We start from the raw sequence: 20622 nt of genomic DNA, 5'->3' as shown, positions 1-20622 counted from the left end.
GAAACGTTGTCCAGCAAGAACCTCATGAAGAACCATAAACTGGCAAAAAGCATTGGCGATGCCGGATGGTATGAGTTCGTCCGCCAGTTGGAATACAAAGCGGAACAAAAAGACCGTACAATTATCAAAGCGGACAGGTTCTATCCATCTAGCCAGATTTGTTCTGCCTGCGGACACCGTGACGGTAAGAAGTTGCTCAACATTCGGGAGTGGGAATGCCCACACTGTGGGGAATACCTCGACAGAGACATCAATGCCAGCAAGAATCTCTTGGCATTAGCCAAGTAAAAGACAACCAATGAGGCAGGGACTGCCTTTTGAGCCTACCCATATCCGATTCCCCTGTCTGCATGAATTTTGTGCAAACAAGAATGGAGTTCGTAGGAAGCCCCCACTTCAAAATCTGAAAGATTTAAGTGGTGGGTAGTTCACTAGTGCTGCAATTCAAGTTGAACAGTTCAGGAGGTAATAAAGCCTAAAAGAATAACTGTACCCACAATGACCGGCACGGGTACTTTCTTAGTGTATAGTAGAACGAGTGTAAATAACGTCACAAGCAAATTGTCCCAGGTCGGACCGCTCTGCTGGGTGATGATGACAGCCGCAACAGTGACTAGTCCTCCTGCAACAGCAGTCACTCCTTTCAGAGCGACACGGAAGCCTTTGACTAGCTTAAGTCTTTCCCACATTGGATAGACGAAATAAATCAGAAGGACACCAGGTAGGAAAATCCCGATCCCACCGGCAAGTGCACCAAGGATCTGTGTCAACACGGTCGGGTTCTGAACAGCCATCCCGCCAGCATAGGCGCTGAAGCTGAACATCGGACCAGGCATCCCCTGAACGAGACCGTATCCAGTCAGAAACTGGTCGCTGCTCATGAATGCATTGACATCAACAAGTTCGGTGTACATTAGAGGAACGACGACTTGACCGCCACCAACAACTAAGTATCCGTAACGATAAAAGCGCTCAAACAAACTGACCAACTGATTTTCAAATAGAAAGGCAGCAAGCATACTACCCAAAGTAAAGAAAATGAACAATGCCATATATTTATATGGTGGATTCAGTTTAACTTTATACCACAGATTTTCCTCACGCGTAATCGACAGGGTGAGCAGTCCACCGATCAAGAAGACCAATGGAAAAATCCAAGCCGATCGTATAAAGTAAGTGGTTATCGCTCCGAACAGGAAAAGGAGCAGCGTCAATTTATCGTAGACGACCTTCTTCCCGATTTTGTACGCAGCCAATATGATGAACCCGACCGCCATCGGTCCGACATAGCGGAGCACGTCCGGCGAGATGTTCCAGACATCCAGAAACTGATACAGGAAGGATAAGGTAGTCATGATCGCTAGTGCAGGAAGAGCCCATACAAGCATCGTCAGCAAGGCAAGCAGCGGTCCGCCCATTTTATATCCGATGGCAATGATCGTCTGTGTACTGCTCGGACCTGGAAGAAAGGCACACAAAGCCATCAGCTCCACAATATCTTCCTCAGTCAAATACTCTTTTTTCAGTACCATCTGGTCCGTAAATACACCGTAGTGTGCTTCAGGTCCGCCGAATGCACCCAGCGAGCAGACCAGAACATCTTTTAAAAACGTCGACCAGGGCACGTTCTTTTTCATTTCACTCAAATTAATTCCCCCTCAACTAGCTCTTATCAGTATAATAAAAAAGCTCTCTTGATAGAATAGACTATTCAATAATTGACATACTTTTTACATAAGCCGGTGTTACTGTAGGTAACGGCATCAGTAACTGATAAACTGGACAAAACGATTTGAAAACTGGGGTGAGCAGAATGGGCGAAGCGCTTGTGACAACGGTTTTGTCGAATGTTGGGACCAATATTGATCATATTATCGTGCTGGTCCTGTTGTTCAGCCGGACTGGCCACAGCAAGCGGGAGTATATTAGTATTATATCTGCCATTTGGCGGAGACAACTTAGGTATATACATTCCTCTATTTGCCTCGATCGACTGGTCACAGCTGGTTCTGACGCTGTTTGTATATTACGCTTTGTTGGTATTAATGCTTGGTACTGCTTATAAGATATCTGAAGTGAGACTGATCAACGCATTTATTGAAAAGTATGAACGATGGATCGTATCACTAGTCTTCGTCGCTCTTGGGCTATATATTATGCTGGAAAACGAGACTGTGGGATGGCTGTTCAGCTAGTCTCTTTCCTTTACAGAACATTTACACAAAGGCAAAAAAACTGTGATAGCCAGCTATAAGGGCATTTGTTAAACTGAAAAGGAGGGTTATGTTGGAATGCCAGGTATTTTGAGGAGGAAACAAATGAAAATAGTAGTGATAGGATCGGTAGCTGCGGGGACGTCTGTTGCCGCAAAAGCGAGACGTAATGATGAAACAGCTGAGATTGTCGTATATGAATCTGGAGAAGATATATCTTACTCAGTCTGCGGGATGCCGTATTTTTTAGGCGGAGAAGTCGAGTCAGTGGACACGCTCATCCCAAGAAATGCTCAGTGGTTCAAGAAACGATTTGATTTCGATATCCATACAGACCACCATGTCAAAGCCATCCATCCTTCAATAAAAGAAATTGAAGTGTACAATAAAAAAGAAGGCAAGGGGTTCCGTGAAACGTTCGACAAACTGGTTCTAGCTACAGGATCTTATTCTCTAGCGCCGTCTCCGTTCAGCCTGGATTCTTACAGCAACATCTTTCACGTGAAATCGATGGCTGACACGAAAGCTATTGATGCTTACATGAACCAGAATGACATTAAGCACGTGACGGTTGTCGGGTCAGGGTTTATCGGTCTGGAAATGACGGAACAGCTGACAGAAAAAGGAATGAACGTGACAGTAGTCGAACTGGCTTCTCAGGTCTTTCCTAAAATCGATCCGGATATGGCTTATCATATTGAAAAGAAACTCAAGGACAAAGGCGTTAAGCTGCACTTAAGTGATAAAGTTCAGACAATAGAGGGCAGCGGCAAGGCGACCGTTCTGACGACTGATAAAGGCGCAGATATTGAGACAGATCTAGTCATCCTGGCTGTCGGTGTCCGTCCGAACACGTTACTGACTAAAGAAACAGGGATCAAACTAGGTGAAACGGGGGCAGTAAAAGTCGATGAATTTATGCGCACATCTGTAGAAGATGTCTATGCTGTAGGAGACGTAGCTGAAAGTTTCCATCGTGTAACAGGACAGCCGATTTATCACCCGCTTGGTTCTACAGCAAACAAGATGGGCCGTATCGCAGGGGACCACATGACAGGAGGCAAGCTGTCATTCAAAGGAACGATAGGGACCGGCATTTTCAGGTTGTTCGACTTGACTGTGGGATATACAGGTCTGTCTGCTGCAGAAGCTGAAAAAGCAGGCTTCGATCCAGTAGTGATTCACAATATCAAACCGGGGCATGCCGAGTACATGGGTGGCCAGAATATGATCATCAAAGGTGTTGCCGACAGAGAAAGCGGTCGATTCCTGGGCGCTCAGATCGTCGGACCGGAAGGCGTGGACAAGCGTATCGATGTGTTTGCGACCGCCATCACTTTTGAAGCCAATGCGGAAGACCTGTTCCACTTGGATCTGGCATACGCCCCGCCATTCAGCACAACAAAAGACCCGGTCATGTATACGGGAATGGTGCTGGAAAATGCAAGAGAGCAGCTTCCAGTCATGACACCTGAAGAACTGATCACCCGTCAGAAAGCTAATGATGCGCTTCAAGTGATCGACGTCCGTTCGCCTAAACAGTATGCGAAGGGGCATGTCGATAATGCCGTCAGCATTCCAATGCCTGATTTACGTAAAGGTGTCGCTGACCTGGACCGTTCACTGCCGACAGTGGTATACTGCAATAAAGGTGTGACCAGCAATACAGCACAGAATCTACTTTTAAATATCGGGTTTAAAGAGGTGTACGTATTATCTGGAGGCAACACGAACTTTCACTATTACATGGATTCGATTGGAAACTAACCATTCATTCAACTAACGATCAAAGGGAGACAGTATGGACACTTCAGTATTACAACAATTGACAGGGGAATTTTTCGGGACTGCCATTCTGATTTATATCGGAAATGGTGTCGTAGCAGGAAATGTACTGAACAAAACAAAATCATTCAACACAGGCTGGCTGCACATTACGATTGGATGGGGGCTGGCTGTGACAATGGCCGTCTATTCAATCGGCTGGCTGTCTCCTGCTCATCTGAACCCGGCCGTGACACTTGGTATGGCATCAGCCGGACAGTTTGACTGGGCGCTCGTGCTGCCTTATATAGTGGTACAAATCATCGGTGGAATTTTAGGTGCGACACTGGTCTGGCTGCATTACTATCCACATTTCGCAGAAACTTCAGACGAAGATGCGATTTTAAGCGTCTTCTCAACATCGCCGGCTATAAAGAAAAATAGATGGAATATTGTGAGTGAAGCGATGGCTACGGCCTTTCTGGTCTATGCTCTGCTGGCTTTCACTCAAGGCGAATTTACAGAAGGGCTGAACCCGGTCATCGTCGGTCTATTGATTCTGACGATCGGGCTGTCATTAGGCGGAACAACGGGCTATGCCATCAATCCGGCGCGGGATTTGGGTCCGCGGATCGCACATGCGGTTCTACCAGTGGCCAATAAAGGGGCGTCAAACTGGGCTTACGCTTGGATTCCGGTCCTGGGTCCGTTCATCGGATCTGTCATCGGTGGGCTTGGCTTCCTGCTGATCACCAGCGTAAGGTAAGCCCAAAATAATAAAGTATAGGACGAACCTTTTTTTAGACATCAGTTGTCTTTAAGAAGGTTTTTAGTTTTAGAAGGGTTAAAGATTTAGGGTGTCTGTATGGTTGAACGAGCAGGCTTGTGTTTAAACAACCGAGAGTCAGACACATAGACAGTCTAATAACCTTATTAGACTTTAGGTCCCTGTATTCTGTTATACTATTTATAAATAGTACAAATCAGAAAGTAGGCGCGTGTGTTGACTGGTTACATCGAAGATTTTCATTTGAGCATCATCATACTTATATTTATTTTGTCCTTAGTCATTCTATCTAAGTCTGCGGATAAGCTGATCGATAAGGCAGTGGAGCTTTCTCTTAAGCTCGGCTTGTCAAAAGTGGTTGTCGGAGCCACTGTTCTTTCCATTGGCACGACTCTTCCGGAAGTTGCTTCCTCACTTGCTGCGGCGATTGGGGGAAATGGTGAATTTGGGCTGGGAAATGCCATCGGATCAATGATCACCAACGCTTCATTGGTTTTAGGAATTGGTGCCCTTGGAGGAATCATCCCTGTAAAGAAAGGGATGCAGCAGACCTTCCTGTTCATGAGCGGTCTGTCGCTTCTGTTTATCGGGACCAGTTTCGCAGCAGGAATGAACGAATCCGGTGGACTGCTTCCTAGGTGGAGTGGTGGAGCTCTGCTCGTTCTTCTACCGCTGTATCTCGGGTACACAGTCAAGCAGAAACCGGATCATCTGATGGAAGAACTCCCGGATGAAGCGGATAATGACGCTGATGGACCAGCTGAACAAGGTAGCCTGCTGAAATCCATTCTTATACTCGCAGCCAGCTCGCTGGGTGTGACGGCAGGAGCTACTTTGCTTGTCGCTTCAGCAGAAGTTGGAGCTGCACGCCTGGGAATCCCTGATACAGTCATTTCATCGACACTGGTTGCCTTCGGGACAAGCGTACCGGAAGTGACCACGACTTTGGTGGCAGTCAGGTATGGCCATGGGGAATTGGCGATCGGTAATGTCCTGGGGGCCAATATGATGAACCTTCTGCTTGTCATGGGTACGACGATCAGTATCCTGCCCGGCGGGGTTGCGGTGCCGCAGAGTTACTTCCTGCTTCAGTTCCCGATTCTGATCCTTATCTTCATCCTGCTCAGCATCCCGATTTTGTCGAAACGAGTAGAATCGATAAACAAAGGGCAAGGTATCTTGCTTGCTCTCATCTACGCCGTGTATCTTTTCTTCAATTTTATCTAACAAAAAAAGCAGCTGCTCCCTAAAATAATCATAGAGGGCGGCTGCTTTGTCATAGTTAAAAATTAAACGTGGACGACCGGTTCTTCTTTTTTCAGTTCCATGTCGTAATGACCGATTTTTTCATCATAATATAAATCTGAAATTGCACGGAAACCAAAGGATTCATAAAAATCTTTAAGATAGGCTTCAGCCTGTATTTCGATTTCGGCTTTAGGGTACTTACATATAATATAATCCAGTGCAATTTTCAGTAGTTCACGTCCGTGTCCTTCGCTTCTGAATTCCTGAGGAACGAGTACGCGTCCGATACGCATTTTTTTATCCTGCTTATAGATTCGGGCATAGGCCTTGATTGTTCCTTTTTGACGTTTGATCAGATGAACAGCGTGCAGGTCGATGTCATCGATTTCCTGATAGGCACAACCTTGTTCGACAACAAACACTTTTGTGCGTTCTTTAACGATTTGATGATAGTCACGTGCACTTAATTCTTCAAATTGTTTATACTGCCACATTTAGTTGTGTCAATCTCCTTTTTAGTCAAATATATCCCACATACGTCCGTATTCACCGGAACATATATGAGATCCACACACATAGTATACATCTTTAAATAAAAAGGTCAAATTATTTTTTGAAAATAAATCATTTTTCAAAAATCCCTTGAATTTAAAGGTTATTAGGAGCATAATTTAATATGGATTTAGATGACTTTTATAAATTTTAGAAAGAAGGAAGAGACAAATGGAGCTAGTTGTCATCGTATTGAACAAAACTGATCTGCTGGATGAAATATTGACCTTATTTATGCGTTACAAAATTAAGGGTGCGACTGTGCTGGACAGTAGTGGCATGGGTCACCTGATTTCGAATCAGTTTCCGATGTTCTCAATGTTTGCGGAGTTGGGAGAAGAACGGGAGTCAAACAGCAAGACGATTTTTACTGTAGTTAATGGTGCAGAGGAACGCAAGGAAGTTCTGTCTGTCGTAGAGAGTGTCTGTGGAGACTTATCAGAGCCCGACACAGCAATATTCTTTAGCGTGCCTGTGAACTTTACGAAAGGCATCGACAACGAAAATAACATAGAAGAAGGGTTTTAAACATGACATATTCACTTTATATCGCAATCCTTATGCTGGTCGGTATGGCTGGCGGGAAACTGGCTAGCAAAGTTGGGCTGCCCACTGTCAGCGGGTATCTGCTCTGTGGACTGCTTTTAGGTCCCAGTGTACTGAACCTCATTACCAGTGAGGTCTACTACAGTTTAGGCTTCGTAAATGAACTGGCACTCGGCATGCTGGCAATTTCCGTTGGGACTGAGCTGCATTATCTCATGTTTAAAAAATTCGGGAAAAATCTTGTAACTATTTCCATGGGGAACGCTGTTTTGACAGTTGCCGTCACGTCACTGCTGACTTGGCTGGTCGGAATGCCAATACAGTATGCTTTGATACTAGGGACTCTGGCATTGACCGTTTCACCAGCTGGAGTAGTTGAAGTCATTAAAGATACACGCTCAGAAGGGGAAATGACTCAGAATGTGCTGGGGCTGGTCGCTTTCGACAACCTGGTTGCTATCATGGCATTTGGTATGATGGTATCATTCGTTCAGTCCTTTGGAAATCAGGGACCGGGAGGAATAGCACTTCTGGGGTCAGTCCTTCTCGACATCTTCTTGGGAATGATGATTGGTGTACTAAGTGGCCTGTTCGTTTCTTTCTTTATACGTAAAGATACATCAAATGACAAATTGCTGGTCATTTTACTGGCAGTCATCCTGTTCAATACAGGAATTGCCTCCATGTACGGGCTGTCTCCGGTACTGACCAACATCTTTTCAGGCATTGCCATTACGAACCTGACTTCAAGCAAAGTGCTGATCGCAACTTTACTGAACCGCATTGAAATGCCGGTGTTCGTCATATTCCTGACCTTGGCTGGTGCGCATATTAATTTATCGATTATAGGTACGGTAGGCGTCGCAGGACTCGCTTACATTGCAGCCCGTTCGATTGGTAAATACTTCGGTTCTCTGGTGTTTTCTCAATTTACAGATGTGAGTAAGAAGGTTCGGCCTTATATAGGTCTTGGCCTCTTTCCACAAGCTGGTATCGCCATTGGTCTCGCTACTATAGCCGAACGAAGCATTCCTAACGTTTCCGGAGCGATTACTGGGGTCGTCCTGGCAGGGGCAGTGTTCTTTGAGATTTTCGGGCCGATGATCACAGGCTATGCTTTAAAAGCAGCAGGTGAAACGAAAGCCGCGAGAACCCCTAAATTCAAGAAGCAATAAATCGTACTGTATCCACGAGTCGGACTTTTAAAAAAGTCTGACCCGTGTTTTTTTATGTAGATTGACTCAAGGTGAAAAATAGAGCTAGTCACCCCAACCGTCTTACAAAGAAAACAGATGACTTTGACACGGGGATCAGAAGATGGATTTATCCTCCAACTTTTTTTAAAAAACAAGATTTTTTGAATAGAAAAAATCTCTTGCAACCATTGTATTTATAAGCCATTTGGTATAAAGTGAAGAGAGGGATTTTGTGAAACAAAAAACTGTTTCACGAGTGACTATAGAAAGGATTTTAGAGAATGACTCCAGAAGAATTTCAGTCTGAATTAACTAAGCGAGACATTCCTGTTACAGAAGAAAAGATGCGTCAGTTTGAGCGTTATCTGGAACTGCTTCAGGAATGGAATGAAAAAATCAATTTAACCGCAATAACTAAAAAAGAAGAAGTATACTTAAAACATTTTTACGATTCATTAACTGCAGGACTTTACGTAGATTTTAGCAAAGGGGTCCACAGTCTATGCGACGTAGGCTCAGGTGCTGGGTTTCCTAGTATCCCCCTTAAAATCATCTACCCGAATCTGCAGATCACCATTGTTGATTCATTAAAGAAACGAATCGGCTTTCTGGAAACTGTCGTCAACGAGCTGGGGCTGGAAGATGTTTATTTGTACCACGACCGGGCAGAAACATTCGGTCAGAATAAACAGTTCAGAGCCTCTTTTGATTTTGTGACGGCCCGTGCAGTGGCACGGATGAGTGTCCTGGCAGAACTGTGTCTGCCGCTTGCTAAAAAGGGCGGAACCTTTATTGCCATGAAGGCTGCTCATGCACCGGAAGAACTAGACGAAGGACGCAGAGCGATCGGTCTGCTGGGCGGAAAAGTGAGAGATGATATCTCCTTTGAACTGCCTGAAGAGGCCGGGGAACGTCATATCATCCTGATCGACAAGACAAAGGAAACACCGAATAAATATCCGAGAAAACCTGGCACTCCGAACAAGAGTCCGCTGGTTTAATGACAACAGAAAGTATGGAGGAGTAGTATGGCACAGATTATAGCTGTCGCAAACCAAAAAGGCGGAGTGGGCAAGACAACGACAACTGTCAACCTGGGCGCCTCACTTGCCTATGCCGGCAAGAAAGTGCTTCTGATCGACATGGACGCACAGGGCAACGCAACCAGTGGCCTGGGAGTCCGTAAAGGTGAAGTCGACAAAGACATTTACGATGTTCTGATCAACGAAGAACCACTTGAGGCTGTCATTCTGTCATCAAGTCGCGAGAACTTGAGCATGGTCCCGGCAACGATTCAGCTGGCCGGGGCAGAAGTGGAACTGACGAGTCTGATGGCGAGAGAAACCCGTCTGAAGCGTGCAGTAGAAACGGTTGAAGATCAGTATGACTATATTCTGATCGACTGTCCGCCTTCTCTGGGGCATCTGACGATCAATGCCTTTACAGCAAGTGATTCTGTTCTGATCCCTGTTCAGTGTGAGTATTACGCTCTGGAAGGGTTGAGTCAGCTTCTCAACACAGTCCGTCTGGTCCAGAAGCACTTCAATAAAGATTTGAAAGTAGAAGGCGTATTGCTGACGATGCTGGATGCTCGAACCAATTTGGGCTTTGAAGTCGTCAATGAAGTAAAGAAGTATTTTCGTGAAAAAGTCTATCAGACCATTATTCCTAGAAATATCCGTTTATCCGAAGCCCCAAGTTACGGCCTGTCCATTATCGATTACGACCTGAAGTCAAAAGGGGCAGAAGTCTACCAGGAACTAGCAAAGGAAGTGTTGGGTAATGGCTAATAAGAAAAAAGGCTTAGGCCGCGGCATCGATGCCTTGTTCGATGTGCCTGATTTTGAAGAGGAAGTCAGAAACAATGACGAACGTGTGGAACTGATCGATCTGACTGAGATCCGTCCGAACCCTTATCAGCCGAGACGTCATTTTGATGAGGACGCACTGAATGAACTGGCAGCATCAATCAAAGTGTCAGGTGTCCTTCAGCCGATCATCCTTCGCAAGTCATCTGTGAAAGGCTATGAGATTATTGCCGGAGAGCGACGCTTTAGAGCATCGAAGCTGGCTGGAAAAGACAGTATTCCTGCAATCGTCAGAGAACTGAATGAAGAAGTCATGATGCAGGTTGCTATACTGGAAAACCTGCAGCGTGAAGATCTGACTTCTCTTGAAGAAGCAGAAGCGTACAACATGATGATGGATAAACTGTCCATGACTCAGGAAATGGTCGCCGAACGACTAGGTAAAAGCAGGTCGTATATCGCTAACCATCTTCGTCTACTGTCCCTTCCGGAAGAAGTGAAGAAGCTTGTTCAGGAAGGTAAACTGTCCAATGGTCAGGCAAGAACACTGCTGGGGCTTAAAGACAAGTCCAAGATCAAGAAGCTGGCCCGCCGTGCGGTGAAAGAAAAACTGACAGTGAGACAGCTGGAACATCTGGTAGCAGAGGCTAATCAGAATCCGAAAAAGGACGGCAATAAAGACAATGCGCCTGTCAAGTCTGTTTACATCAGAAAGTCTGAAGAATTACTGACGGACAAGTTCGGCACAAGTGTCATCATTCGCGAAAAAGGCGAAAAAGGGAAGATCGAAATCGAATATGTATCCCCAGATGACTTGAACCGCATTCTTGAAGAACTGAATATCGACTTAAATTAGACTATTGAACCGACCGGCTGGATTTACTAGGACAGGAGGAAATCAAGTGGATAAAACATACGAGCTGCACGACAAAGTAGAAATGAAAAAGGCTCACCCGTGCGGGGTCAACAGATGGGAAATCATTCGTCTGGGAGCGGATATCCGTATTAGATGTACCGGCTGCGGCCATTTGGTTCTCATGCCCCGCCGTGAATTCGACCGCAAGATGAAAAAAGTACTGAAAGACTAGATTTTAACTCGAAAGACCATTATAGAAAGAGAAAGGTGAACATATACATGCCTTTAACAGCAGGAATTGTAGGATTACCCAACGTAGGAAAGTCTACGTTATTCAACGCGATTACTAAAGCAGGCGCAGAAGCTGCGAACTACCCTTTTGCAACGATCGACCCGAACGTTGGAATCGTTGAAGTACCGGACGAGCGTCTTGACCGTCTGGCTGAACTTGTTAACCCGGCGAAAGTCGTCCCGACAACATTCGAATTCACTGACATTGCCGGTATCGTCAAAGGAGCCAGTAAAGGGGAAGGTCTGGGGAATAAATTCCTGGCCAATATCCGTGAAGTGGACGCGATCTGTCATGTTGTCCGCTGTTTTGAAGATGACAACATCACTCACGTATCCGGACGCGTCAACCCGGCAGAAGATATCGAGACGATCAATCTGGAACTGGCTCTGGCTGACTTGGAAGCTGTCGACAAACGAATCGAACGTGTCAGAAAACAGGCTAAATCCAAAGACGCAGATGCAGTTGCACTTCTTTCAGTCCTTGAAAAAATCAAACCCGTTCTTGAAGAAGGAAAACCGGTCCGCGTACTGGACTTTACTAAAGAAGAACTGCCGATCCTTCGCTCACTGTTCTTGCTGACAAGCAAGCCGGTCCTCTATGTAGCCAACGTAGCTGAAGAAGAAATCGCAGATTCGGAAAGCAACCAGTACCTGCAGACTGTCCGCGAGATTGCTCAGAAAGAAGGCGCGGAAGTTGTTGCCATTTCAGCGGCGATCGAAGAAGAGATCGCTGAACTGGATGATGAAGAAAAAGCTATGTTCCTTGACGATCTTGGTGTAACTGAGCCTGGACTTAACAAGCTGATTCGTTCATCTTATGACCTGCTTGGACTGGCTACATTCTTTACTGCTGGACCAAAAGAAGTTAGAGCATGGACATTCAAAAAAGGAATGAAGGCACCTCAGACTGCCGGCGTTATTCATACCGATTTCGAAAGAGGGTTCATTCGTGCTGAAACGATAGCCTTTGAAGATTACAATGAACTAGGTAGTGAAAAAGCTGCTCGTGAAGCAGGAAAACTGAGAGCAGAAGGAAAAGACTACGTGGTCCAGGACGGAGACGTTATCTTGTTCCGCTTTAACGTGTAGGAAAGAGAGGAAACAGAATACATGCCGAAGAAAAAAAATACGGTTGAACAGGAACCGGAAGTGACTCTTGAAGATAAAAAGAGAGAAAACGACGCCTTATTCGATCAGTTAACAAATAAAAACAGAGAATACATGATGACACTGAACCGCAAGCTGGACGATGCGGGTTTTCCTGAAGACAACAAGACTTTAGTGTTTAATGACATGCTGAAAAATATTGTCTCCCAACAGGCAAATCACCTGACAGCTCGCAAACTTTACGGTACGGCTACAGACCAGGCGAGATACTTGACTGAAAGCGACCATGCAGATATGACTGGTCCGATTGAACGCTCAGAATTATGGAAAATTTACCTTGACGGGGCCCTTCTATTAGGCGGGATGTTTGCCGTTATTACTGGGATTTCATATCTTGTAGGGAATCAGGAAGCGGGACTCGGACTAATTACAATGATTCTAAACTTCCTTCTTGGTGGACTGGCTGTTATGGTCATCACTAAGTATGCCCCTCAACCAGGTGTTAAAGGTGGATTCATCAAGTACATCGTGGCGACGACTATCACCATGCTTACCTGGATCATCCTGATGGCGTTCGGAACGGCCATGCTGCCTCAGGCATTGAATCCGATGATACCGGGATCTATTACACTCGTTATAGGGGTAGTAGCATTCGCAGCAAAATGGTACCTGAAGAAAAAACTGAATATTCAAGGTACACTTATTTAAGCTGAATCCTGGCTGGGATGCTTAAGTTGTGTATTGAACCGCCGGACTTCTCTGTATTTTGGAGAAGCTGGCGGTTTTTTGTGGTAAAAAATATAAATTTTCTGATTAGGTATTCGCCATATAACTTTTAATTATGATACAATGATAAAGCAACGATTAAATTATTCTAATATAATTCTTCGGAGGGATTTTTATGACTGAGAATACGACAACACAGCTGATTCAGGAAGTAGTGGATCACGTTATTGCAGAAGACAAGAAAGCACTGAGCCAATGGGGAGACAAACGTGATCTTTGGGTGCAAATGGGGGGAGACTTGCTAAAAGGCATTGACAAGGTGATTTCCAGTGACCTGAGAATCGTCAAGGATGATGGATCGATCGGTACATACCCGGCATTTCGTGTCCAGCATAACAATGCCTGCGGATACTACAAAGGGGGCATCCGTTTCAGTACAGGTGTACACCAGTCAGAAGTAGAAACACTGGCGATGCTGATGACATTGAAGAATGCCCTGCACGCCCTTCCGTATGGTGGAGGAAAAGGAGGCGTGCACATCAATGTACGTGAACACTCCAAGCGTGAGCTGAAAGAAGTCAGTAAAGCATTTGTCCGCATGCTGCAGAATCAGATCGGCCCGTACAAAGATATTCCGGCTCCCGATGTGGGGACTGGAGAAGAAACGATGGACTGGATGACGGAAGAGTACAAGCTGCTGCATCCGAACCAGCCGTTCATCAACACTTTCACCGGAAAAAGCATTGCAAATGGTGGGACGAGAGGGCGTGCCGAATCGACTGGTATAGGAACCTTCCTCAGTTACTATTATCTAGTTGAAGCGGTTTTGAGTGGAAGTCTGTCAGTCAATGATGACCATACTGAACGAAAAGAAACGGTCAAAGCCATTGGAGAAAAAGGTAATGTGATCGTCGCTGTCCAAGGGTTCGGAAACTTGAGTCGGGCTGCAGCTATTGAGGCAGCCAACTGTGAGAAGAAACATACAGTAATTGCTGTGTCCGATAGTCGCAGAACGATCTATAACGAGAATGGCGTGGATGTCGAAAAACTCGCACCATTTAAAGAAAAGAATGACCGTCTGCCGAACGAAGAAGAGCTTAAGGAACTGGGCATTGAAGGAGAAGTTAGAGATCCTGATGCTGTCCTGACGCTTGACTGTGATGTTCTGATTCTAGGTGCAATTGAAGATCAGATCACATCTGAGAATCAGGCTGACATCAAAGCGGATATTCTGGTCGAAGGTGCAAATGGCCCGATTACTAAAGAAGCAGATGAGTACCTGGAGTCTAAAGGAAAAGTCATCATTCCTGACGTTCTGGCCAATGCCGGAGGAGTAACCGTATCCTATCTGGAGTGGGTCCAGGGCTTCACAAATGATGCAAAATCTAAAGAAACGATTCTTAAAGACATGAGCGACCGTATGAAGAATGTGAGTTACCGTGTCTATAATGCCTATTTCTCATCAGAAAGTGATGTCACTATGCGCTTCCTGTGCTATAAACTGGCCTTTTTAAGAGTGATCGATTTGATGAAACGTTCCGGAAAAATCAGTTAAACTGGAGAGGTGACAGATGAAAAAGCTGCTGCTTACTGGTGCGGCCGGTCGAATCGGTTCCCGCCTGATTGAAGATTTAGTAGACCAGTACGACCTGACTGCTGCCGACAAGGACTGTACCACCATTGCTGAATGGAAAGATAGAGGGTGTCGTCTAGTGACATTTGATGTGACAGACCTGTCCGATTGTCGCCAACTTTGCGAAGGAATGGACACGGTGATTCATCTTGCCGGAAATCCGTCGCCATTCGCTAACTATGATGAACTTAAAGGGGTCAATATCGACGGCACCTATAATATGATGCAGGCCGCGAGCGAACAGGGAGTCAGTCGGCTGATCTTTGCCAGCAGTATTCATGCCGTAAAGGGATACGCTGCTGATGAGCAGGTCAAAACGACGAGCCCGGTGCGGCCGCCGGATCTTTACGGGGCAAGCAAAGCATTTGGGGAAGCGATCGGCCATTATTATGGGTATGAAACTGACATGGAAGTCGTTGCGATCCGTATTGGCGGTTACCGGTCACTGGAAGTCATGAAGGAAAACGGCGAGGAGCCGGACATGCGTGAACGCAGCACATACGTCAGCAAACGCGATCTGAATCAGCTGATACAAAAGTGTGCAGAAGCGACTTTAGATAAGCCCTTCATAATTGTGCATGGCTTGTCTGACAATACCTTTAAATTTATGGACTTGACCGATACGAAAGAGAAAACAGGGTATGCGCCAGTGGATAATGGCTTTGATTTTCAATAGGATCAAAGTCCTGCGTTAATTAAGGCCTATGCTCCTGTTCCAGCTTCAACAACTGGGTTTTCATGTCTAATCCACCTCTGAATTTTCTTGGAGCTGAAGACTTCGGCACAACACGATGACAAGGATAAACAATAAGCAGCGGGTTCTTACCAATTGCTGTCCCGACAGATCGGGCAGCTTTGGGTGAGAGCCCATTTTTTTCAGCCAGCTGACCATAAGTGAGCGTCTCTCCGTATGGAATAGTAGCCAGACTTCGCCATGTTTTCTTCTGATAATCCGTTCCATTTTGAACAACAGGTACATCGATGGACCGTGACTGGCCTGACAAATAAGACTGGAAGGCTTCGGCGTATGGCCGTAGTTCAGCTTCATTTTTTTCAATAGAATGGTCTGGGTAATGAGCAGCCAGCCAGTTCAGACATTCTTCTTCTGAAGCAGGCATCGAGCCGACAAAACACAAGCCTTCATCCGTGGAAGCGATATAGAACTGCCAATCCTCGAATGAGAATAAGCTATAAAATGTTTTGGACATTGGAATCTTAATCCTTTCTGTTTCTTGATTTCAGGGGTATCGATATAAGAAAAGCCATCAGACAATATGAATAATTATTCAACCAATGGAAGATTAATCAGACTAACCGTTTGATGACTTTGTGTGCTTTATTTACTTATTTAGACTTCCTGCGTTTCTTTCAAGGCATCCTTGATTTTTTTCATGACCAGTTCCTGATGACCTGGCAGTTCAAGATTGATTTCATCGATATCGATCACCAGAGTCGGGCTCTTGTCATATGAAGCAAACCAGTCGTCGTATCGGCTGTGAAGCTTCTTGTAGTAGTCCAGCAGTTCCGGATTTCCTTCGACCTGTTCAAACGGACGACCACGCTTCTGGATGCGCTCCAGATGTGTATCCAATGATCCCCTAAGGTAAATAAGCAGATCCGGACCTTTTTTCGGCATGCCGTCGATTTCTTCCATCATGTTATCAAGCAAATCGGTATATAAAGACATTTCCGCTTCACTCATATTCCCTTGTTCGAAGTTGATGCGAGTAAACAAGGCATCTTCATAGATCGAACGGTCCAGTACATTATGACGATGCACCAGCGCCTGCTTGATGCTTCTGAAACGTGTATTCAGAAAGAAAATCTGTAGAGAAAACGCCCACCTTTTGGGGTTGTCGTAAAACTTCTCAAGAATCGCATTATCTTTGACCTGCTCATAAAACGCCGTACTATTTAATTCTTCTGATATCAGAGTGGTATATGTACTTTTTCCAGCTCCAATCATCCCTGCTAAAACAATCACAGACATTGTGGCTCCTTCCAACTCATCCTTTATTTTCATCTTTTCTATCATACCACAGAAGACCGGTCCCGACATCCACTCCTGGCGAATAGAATAAAATACCTGAAAAATTGTGATAAAGGTGTGAAAGATCAGGCAGGACAATCGACTTAAAACAAAATCAAATTAGACTGGCAAGCATAAACAGACCCAATAGGAGGATAATAATTAGCACAATAGTCTTGAACTTTTCAACTTGAATTCTCGAATATATTATGTCTCCCAGTTTGATAGCCATTATTATTACAGGAAGAGAAAGAATGTAATATAGACCTAGTTCCTGTGTCCAGAACCCGCTCAGGAAGTGGCTCAGAACGATCAGAATACTGGAAATGAGAAAGTGTGCCTGGATGTTATCCTTGAATTCATCGGGGGTCCAGTTTCTCATTGTGCCGTACAGTACAACAGGAATGCCATTCATATTATAGGCACTTCCGAGCATTCCAGAGGAAAAGCCAAAAGGAATAGCATACCCAGGTCGACTGACCGTCTGTTGAATTGAATGATTAGTTCTACTGGCACTCACTAATGAATAACCAGCATAAAGGACCAGCAGCAGGCCGAGAAACAAATCGACCCAAGTACGCTCAGCAAAAGCGACCAGAAGGAGGCCAACTGGAATACCCGCAATGGTTGATAGCGTCAGGCGCTTTAATACGTTCAAATCAAGTCTTTTCCATCCCGAGAACAAGGAGAAAAGAGCAACGGTGAAGCCGACAAGTGCGACAAGAGATACTGCTGTTGAAAAAGGAATCGGGAGCAGAGCCAGCAGGGGCATACTGACAACAGAATCTCCGAATCCGAAAGTAGAACGCATAAGAGAACCTAGAAAAACAGCACCCACTACATATATTATCAGACTATAATTCAAGTACCTGTCTTCCTTTCCAATTCCCATTGTTAAGATTTATCTTTATACTACGGCTTTACTCTCGCAAGGGTAACATATTTTTAACTAAGAGTCATTACGCCCCAGCTGTAAAAAACGCTTTCGCTAGGAATCAAACAAAATTAGTGGTAAGTTGGGTTTAAAGATAAATAAGAAAGAGGTGACATCAGAGTCGGTGGTCAGCTAAGGATGAGAACCTAACAGGAGGGTCTTCTAAATGGCAAAAGATAAAGTAGCAGTTATAACTGGTGGAGCTCAAGGCTTAGGAAAAGGAATCGCACAGAGACTTGCAGAAGATGGCTTTAAAGTCGTAATTAGTGACATAGATGAATCTGCACTTGAAAAAGTAGAACAAGAATTTAAGTCCAGTAATTTTGATGTATCGACTTTCAAAGGTAATGTCTCTAAACCTGATGATCAGACAAACTTAGTCAAGCATTCCGTCGATACATTCGGACGTCTGGACGTGTTTATAAATAACGCCGGTATCGAAGGAGATGTCGCTCCAATTGTTGAAGTTGAACCGGCCTCATCCGCCATGGTGCTTGATGTCAATGTAAAAGGTGTTATTTATGGAATACAGGCAGCTGCGAGACAATTGAAGGAGCAAGGCGAAGGTGGAAAAATAATTAATGCCTGTAGTATCGCGGGTCAAGAAGGATTCGAAATGCTCTCTCCGTATACTGCTTCAAAATTTGCGGTTAAAGGTCTGACACAGGCCGCGGCTAAGGAACTTGCACCAGATAAAATCACTGTTAATGCCTATTGTCCCGGAATCGCAGGAACCTCAATGTGGGACAGATTAGACGAAAAAATGATGGAACACATGGGGACAGAAAAAGGTGAAGCATTTGAGCAGTATGCTCAAGATATTGCTTTAGGTCGCACACAGGAACCTGAAGATGTAGCGAACCTCGTTTCTTTCCTGGCATCAGATGAATCAAACTATATTACTGGACAGTCTATCATATCAGACGGTGGAATGATATTCAGGTAATTAAGACGTAAATATAAAGCTGAAATAATCCTTTACACTCATAGGGTTATTTCAGCTTTTTTGTGTTAAACTAATTAAGTTCATTATTGAACAAAAGGAATACATATTAAACCCATTAGCAAGAAGTGTGCGTTAAATAATGGTTAACGCCTACTGTAACATATTAAAATGAGGAAGCAGGAGAGTTATATGGAAATAGGATTATACGACCTTATCAAGGTTTCAATAGAGATAAAATGGCCAATACTTTTAGTTGAGTTAATATTTTTCTTATCTGGAATTGTATTAATCTACAGTGGAATAAAAACGAGACACGTTAGTAAAACGACTAGCATCATATCTATTGTCACGGGAGTTCTAGTTATTTTGGCTTCAATCTATTCAATAATCGTTACTATGCTGTTTGGACTAAACTGGTAATTTAATTAGACCGATTGAGTTACCTGTAGTCAGTATGTATTTTTGTAGGAAAGCCCAAGTTATTGACATGGCTTTACTGGATAAGTTTCGATGCAACCAGTTCTATCATTTAACTGATAATTAATATTTCATGTTAAATATTGAACGAGCACGCTTTCATTTCTTTTCAAACTTACTTTTTTGCTTTAGAATAAACCATGAGATGAACGAGGAGGAATAAAGATGAAGCAATTGAAACAGCTTTTCTGGATATTTTTATTTTCATTCATAGGGGAATTTCTTTCGCTGATTAGTCCGGTCGCAGTACCGGGAAGCGTGATCGGGATGGTACTGTTATTTTTTGCCCTCCATTTTAAATGGGTCAAACTGAAGCAGGTAGAGGAAGTCGGCAGCTGGCTGACAGACAATATGGCGATTTTTTTCGTGCCTGCAGGAGTAGGACTGATGACAAATTTCGGTATATTGGGAGACATCTGGTGGCAGCTCCTGGTAACGATATTTGTCACAACAGCGTTGATGATTGGATTTGTAGCACTAGTCGTCCAGTGGCTCAAACGCAGAAAAGATGAGAAAACTGAGCAGCAAGCCGGCTTCAATAAGGAGCTGATTTGATATGATGGATATTTTATCGACCAACCCGTTTTTTGGTTTATTTCTGACCTTTTTCTTTTTCCTTTTAGGAACGATGTTTAATAGAAGATGGCCTGGAAACCCATTATTTAATCCGCTGATTTTTTCAATCACCTGCATCATTGTACTGCTGCTGGTCACAGGAATTTCTTATGAGCAGTACAATGAAGGCGGTCGATTCATTAATTTGTGGATCACACCGGCTACTGTTGCACTGGCTATTAAACTTGAAAAGAACTTCGTTTACTTAAAAACATACTACACAGCAATTTTATCCGGAATCGCTCTGGGCGTATTGTTCCACACAGCGATTCTGGTCATTGTCAGTATCCTGTTTCAGTTCAATCAGGAACTGGTGGCGACCCTGTTTCCGAAATCGATCACAACGGCGATTGCGTTGGGTGTGTCTGAATCACTTGGAGGCATCGTTTCGTTAACAGTAGCCATCGTCGTATTCACAGGAGTGCTCGGAACGGTTGTCGGCCCTCCGATCTTTGCCTTGTTAAAGATAAACGACCCGGTTGCTCAAGGAGTAGCTCTGGGATCAGGCTCGCATGCGATGGGTACGGCTAAAGCTATCGAATTAGGCGATGTGCAGGCCGCTATGTCTGGACTGTCTATCGTCTTGACCGGTATCGTCGTGGTTATTTTGGCTCCATTCGTTATGGGATTTGTGGGCGTTTTGTTTTAGTCTTTGAAGAGTACAAAGGCAGCACGGATAATCAGAAGTCACGCAATACTAATACTAGCTCGAGAGAATTGAAATCAATGAGTGGGTCAAAAGAGTACGTGAGCGTCCAACTCAGGTGTCGAAGGACAGTCGAGTGGGCCGAAAGATTCTGTGAGCGTCCAACTCAGTTGTTGAAGGAATGTCGAGTGGTCAGAAAGATTCTGTGAGCGTCCAACTCAGGTGTCGAGGGACAGTCGAGTGGGCCG

24 protein-coding genes are annotated in these 20622 nt (G+C 44.6%); 19 read left to right on the top strand and 5 right to left on the bottom strand.

Annotation, left to right across the window (positions count from 1 at the left end; genetic code table 11):
• The coding region (locus BLR76_RS08095) for an RNA-guided endonuclease TnpB family protein (RefSeq protein WP_143009218.1) at positions 1-288 on the top strand (288 nt) is incomplete at its 5' end.
• Between the two features lie 170 nt (positions 289-458).
• Here the strand turns inward: BLR76_RS08095 and chrA are convergent.
• A complete protein-coding gene (gene chrA / locus BLR76_RS08090) occupies positions 459-1637 on the bottom strand; it encodes a chromate efflux transporter (protein ID WP_091267812.1) in 1179 nt (392 codons plus the stop codon).
• A 210-nt stretch (positions 1638-1847) separates the two neighbouring features.
• Here chrA and BLR76_RS08085 point away from each other — a divergent pair, with 210 nt between their 5' ends.
• The 4 genes from BLR76_RS08085 (at position 1848) to BLR76_RS08070 (ending at position 5991) form a co-directional block, all read left to right on the top strand.
• On the top strand, positions 1848-2195 hold the full coding sequence (locus BLR76_RS08085) for a cadmium resistance transporter (RefSeq protein ID WP_091267805.1): 348 nt from the start codon (positions 1848-1850) through the stop codon (positions 2193-2195).
• Positions 2196-2318: 123 nt separating this feature from the next.
• Positions 2319-3980, top strand: coding sequence for an FAD-dependent oxidoreductase (locus BLR76_RS08080; protein ID WP_091267803.1), 1662 nt, complete (start codon positions 2319-2321; stop codon positions 3978-3980).
• 34 nt (positions 3981-4014) lie between these two features.
• Positions 4015-4743, top strand: a complete 729-nt coding sequence (locus BLR76_RS08075; protein WP_091267800.1) for an MIP/aquaporin family protein — start codon at positions 4015-4017, stop codon at positions 4741-4743.
• Positions 4744-4977: 234 nt separating this feature from the next.
• The gene (locus BLR76_RS08070) at positions 4978-5991 is read left to right on the top strand and encodes a sodium:calcium antiporter (protein WP_091267797.1); all 1014 of its coding nucleotides are present in this window, start codon (positions 4978-4980) and stop codon (positions 5989-5991) included.
• A 62-nt stretch (positions 5992-6053) separates the two neighbouring features.
• On the opposite strand, the gene BLR76_RS08065 is transcribed toward BLR76_RS08070, so the two are convergent.
• Positions 6054-6506 carry a GNAT family N-acetyltransferase gene (locus tag BLR76_RS08065; RefSeq protein ID WP_091267794.1) on the bottom strand — a complete coding sequence of 151 codons (453 nt, stop codon included), beginning with the start codon at positions 6504-6506 and terminating at the stop codon, positions 6054-6056.
• A 229-nt stretch (positions 6507-6735) separates the two neighbouring features.
• Between BLR76_RS08065 and BLR76_RS08060 the strand changes: the two genes are divergently transcribed.
• The 10 genes from BLR76_RS08060 (at position 6736) to BLR76_RS08015 (ending at position 15403) form a co-directional block, all read left to right on the top strand.
• Complete coding sequence (locus BLR76_RS08060) at positions 6736-7092, top strand: hypothetical protein (protein WP_091267792.1); 357 nt, start codon at positions 6736-6738, stop codon at positions 7090-7092.
• Between the two features lie 2 nt (positions 7093-7094).
• Positions 7095-8285 (top strand): cation:proton antiporter, encoded by a 1191-nt coding sequence (locus tag BLR76_RS08055; RefSeq protein WP_091267790.1) that lies wholly within the window; start codon positions 7095-7097, stop codon positions 8283-8285.
• A gap of 302 nt (positions 8286-8587) precedes the next feature.
• Positions 8588-9307, top strand: a complete 720-nt coding sequence (gene rsmG, locus BLR76_RS08050; protein WP_091267787.1) for a 16S rRNA (guanine(527)-N(7))-methyltransferase RsmG — start codon at positions 8588-8590, stop codon at positions 9305-9307.
• A 27-nt stretch (positions 9308-9334) separates the two neighbouring features.
• Positions 9335-10096 carry a ParA family protein gene (locus BLR76_RS08045; protein WP_091267785.1) on the top strand — a complete coding sequence of 254 codons (762 nt, stop codon included), beginning with the start codon at positions 9335-9337 and terminating at the stop codon, positions 10094-10096.
• Complete coding sequence (locus BLR76_RS08040) at positions 10089-10970, top strand: ParB/RepB/Spo0J family partition protein (RefSeq protein ID WP_091267782.1); 882 nt, start codon at positions 10089-10091, stop codon at positions 10968-10970. The genes BLR76_RS08045 and BLR76_RS08040 overlap by 8 nt, the downstream gene beginning before the upstream one ends.
• Before the next feature lie 46 nt (positions 10971-11016).
• Positions 11017-11202: a DUF951 domain-containing protein gene (locus BLR76_RS08035; protein ID WP_091267780.1), complete on the top strand. Its 186-nt coding sequence runs from the start codon at positions 11017-11019 to the stop codon at positions 11200-11202.
• A 47-nt stretch (positions 11203-11249) separates the two neighbouring features.
• On the top strand, positions 11250-12350 hold the full coding sequence (gene ychF / locus BLR76_RS08030; RefSeq protein ID WP_091267777.1) for a redox-regulated ATPase YchF: 1101 nt from the start codon (positions 11250-11252) through the stop codon (positions 12348-12350).
• 21 nt (positions 12351-12371) lie between these two features.
• Entirely contained in the window at positions 12372-13076 is a 705-nt protein-coding gene (locus BLR76_RS08025) for a DUF1129 domain-containing protein (RefSeq protein ID WP_091267773.1), read from the top strand.
• A 193-nt stretch (positions 13077-13269) separates the two neighbouring features.
• A complete protein-coding gene (locus BLR76_RS08020; protein WP_091267770.1) occupies positions 13270-14649 on the top strand; it encodes a Glu/Leu/Phe/Val family dehydrogenase in 1380 nt (459 codons plus the stop codon).
• A gap of 16 nt (positions 14650-14665) precedes the next feature.
• Positions 14666-15403, top strand: coding sequence for an NAD-dependent epimerase/dehydratase family protein (locus BLR76_RS08015; RefSeq protein ID WP_091267768.1), 738 nt, complete (start codon positions 14666-14668; stop codon positions 15401-15403).
• 19 nt (positions 15404-15422) lie between these two features.
• Here the strand turns inward: BLR76_RS08015 and BLR76_RS08010 are convergent, their stop codons facing one another.
• The 3 genes from BLR76_RS08010 to BLR76_RS08000 all read right to left on the bottom strand — a co-directional run bounded on the left by BLR76_RS08010 (position 15423) and on the right by BLR76_RS08000 (position 17621).
• Positions 15423-15935, bottom strand: a complete 513-nt coding sequence (locus BLR76_RS08010; RefSeq protein WP_091267765.1) for a methylated-DNA--[protein]-cysteine S-methyltransferase — start codon at positions 15933-15935, stop codon at positions 15423-15425.
• 140 nt (positions 15936-16075) lie between these two features.
• Positions 16076-16717, bottom strand: coding sequence for a deoxynucleoside kinase (locus tag BLR76_RS08005; protein WP_176759651.1), 642 nt, complete (start codon positions 16715-16717; stop codon positions 16076-16078).
• Positions 16718-16871: 154 nt separating this feature from the next.
• Entirely contained in the window at positions 16872-17621 is a 750-nt protein-coding gene (locus BLR76_RS08000; protein ID WP_091267808.1) for a sulfite exporter TauE/SafE family protein, read from the bottom strand.
• Between the two features lie 235 nt (positions 17622-17856).
• On the opposite strand from BLR76_RS08000, the gene BLR76_RS07995 reads away from it, so the two are divergent.
• The 4 genes from BLR76_RS07995 (at position 17857) to BLR76_RS07980 (ending at position 20377) form a co-directional block, all read left to right on the top strand.
• Positions 17857-18636 (top strand): acetoin reductase, encoded by a 780-nt coding sequence (locus BLR76_RS07995; protein WP_091267764.1) that lies wholly within the window; start codon positions 17857-17859, stop codon positions 18634-18636.
• Positions 18637-18825: 189 nt separating this feature from the next.
• The gene (locus tag BLR76_RS07990; protein ID WP_091267761.1) at positions 18826-19056 is read left to right on the top strand and encodes a hypothetical protein; all 231 of its coding nucleotides are present in this window, start codon (positions 18826-18828) and stop codon (positions 19054-19056) included.
• 222 nt (positions 19057-19278) lie between these two features.
• Entirely contained in the window at positions 19279-19668 is a 390-nt protein-coding gene (locus tag BLR76_RS07985; RefSeq protein ID WP_091267759.1) for a CidA/LrgA family protein, read from the top strand.
• A gap of 1 nt (position 19669) precedes the next feature.
• Entirely contained in the window at positions 19670-20377 is a 708-nt protein-coding gene (locus BLR76_RS07980) for an LrgB family protein (protein ID WP_091267757.1), read from the top strand.
• The last annotated feature ends 245 nt before the right edge of the window (positions 20378-20622 follow it).

This window comes from Alkalibacterium thalassium (assembly GCF_900101165.1).
Taxonomy (GTDB): domain Bacteria; phylum Bacillota; class Bacilli; order Lactobacillales; family Carnobacteriaceae_A; genus Alkalibacterium; species Alkalibacterium indicireducens.
This window is presented reverse-complemented; position numbering and strand designations above follow the sequence as displayed.

Bases quoted from the DNA above. Each gene is read 5' to 3' on its own strand.
- BLR76_RS08045 (WP_091267785.1), top strand. From the start codon at position 9,335: ATGGCACAGATTATAGCTGTCGCAAACCAAAAAGGCGGAGTGGGCAAG.
- BLR76_RS08060 (WP_091267792.1), top strand. From the start codon at position 6,736: ATGGAGCTAGTTGTCATCGTATTGAACAAAACTGATCTGCTGGATGAA.
- BLR76_RS08015 (WP_091267768.1), top strand. From the start codon at position 14,666: ATGAAAAAGCTGCTGCTTACTGGTGCGGCCGGTCGAATCGGTTCCCGC.
- BLR76_RS08005 (WP_176759651.1), bottom strand. From the start codon at position 16,717: ATGTCTGTGATTGTTTTAGCAGGGATGATTGGAGCTGGAAAAAGTACA.
- BLR76_RS08040 (WP_091267782.1), top strand. From the start codon at position 10,089: ATGGCTAATAAGAAAAAAGGCTTAGGCCGCGGCATCGATGCCTTGTTC.
- BLR76_RS08065 (WP_091267794.1), bottom strand. From the start codon at position 6,506: ATGTGGCAGTATAAACAATTTGAAGAATTAAGTGCACGTGACTATCAT.
- BLR76_RS08085 (WP_091267805.1), top strand. From the start codon at position 1,848: ATGTTGGGACCAATATTGATCATATTATCGTGCTGGTCCTGTTGTTCA.
- rsmG (WP_091267787.1), top strand. From the start codon at position 8,588: ATGACTCCAGAAGAATTTCAGTCTGAATTAACTAAGCGAGACATTCCT.
- BLR76_RS08025 (WP_091267773.1), top strand. From the start codon at position 12,372: ATGCCGAAGAAAAAAAATACGGTTGAACAGGAACCGGAAGTGACTCTT.
- BLR76_RS08080 (WP_091267803.1), top strand. From the start codon at position 2,319: ATGAAAATAGTAGTGATAGGATCGGTAGCTGCGGGGACGTCTGTTGCC.
- BLR76_RS08075 (WP_091267800.1), top strand. From the start codon at position 4,015: ATGGACACTTCAGTATTACAACAATTGACAGGGGAATTTTTCGGGACT.
- chrA (WP_091267812.1), bottom strand. From the start codon at position 1,637: ATGAAAAAGAACGTGCCCTGGTCGACGTTTTTAAAAGATGTTCTGGTC.
- BLR76_RS08010 (WP_091267765.1), bottom strand. From the start codon at position 15,935: ATGTCCAAAACATTTTATAGCTTATTCTCATTCGAGGATTGGCAGTTC.
- BLR76_RS07995 (WP_091267764.1), top strand. From the start codon at position 17,857: ATGGCAAAAGATAAAGTAGCAGTTATAACTGGTGGAGCTCAAGGCTTA.
- BLR76_RS07980 (WP_091267757.1), top strand. From the start codon at position 19,670: ATGATGGATATTTTATCGACCAACCCGTTTTTTGGTTTATTTCTGACC.
- BLR76_RS08055 (WP_091267790.1), top strand. From the start codon at position 7,095: ATGACATATTCACTTTATATCGCAATCCTTATGCTGGTCGGTATGGCT.
- BLR76_RS08020 (WP_091267770.1), top strand. From the start codon at position 13,270: ATGACTGAGAATACGACAACACAGCTGATTCAGGAAGTAGTGGATCAC.
- ychF (WP_091267777.1), top strand. From the start codon at position 11,250: ATGCCTTTAACAGCAGGAATTGTAGGATTACCCAACGTAGGAAAGTCT.
- BLR76_RS07985 (WP_091267759.1), top strand. From the start codon at position 19,279: ATGAAGCAATTGAAACAGCTTTTCTGGATATTTTTATTTTCATTCATA.
- BLR76_RS07990 (WP_091267761.1), top strand. From the start codon at position 18,826: ATGGAAATAGGATTATACGACCTTATCAAGGTTTCAATAGAGATAAAA.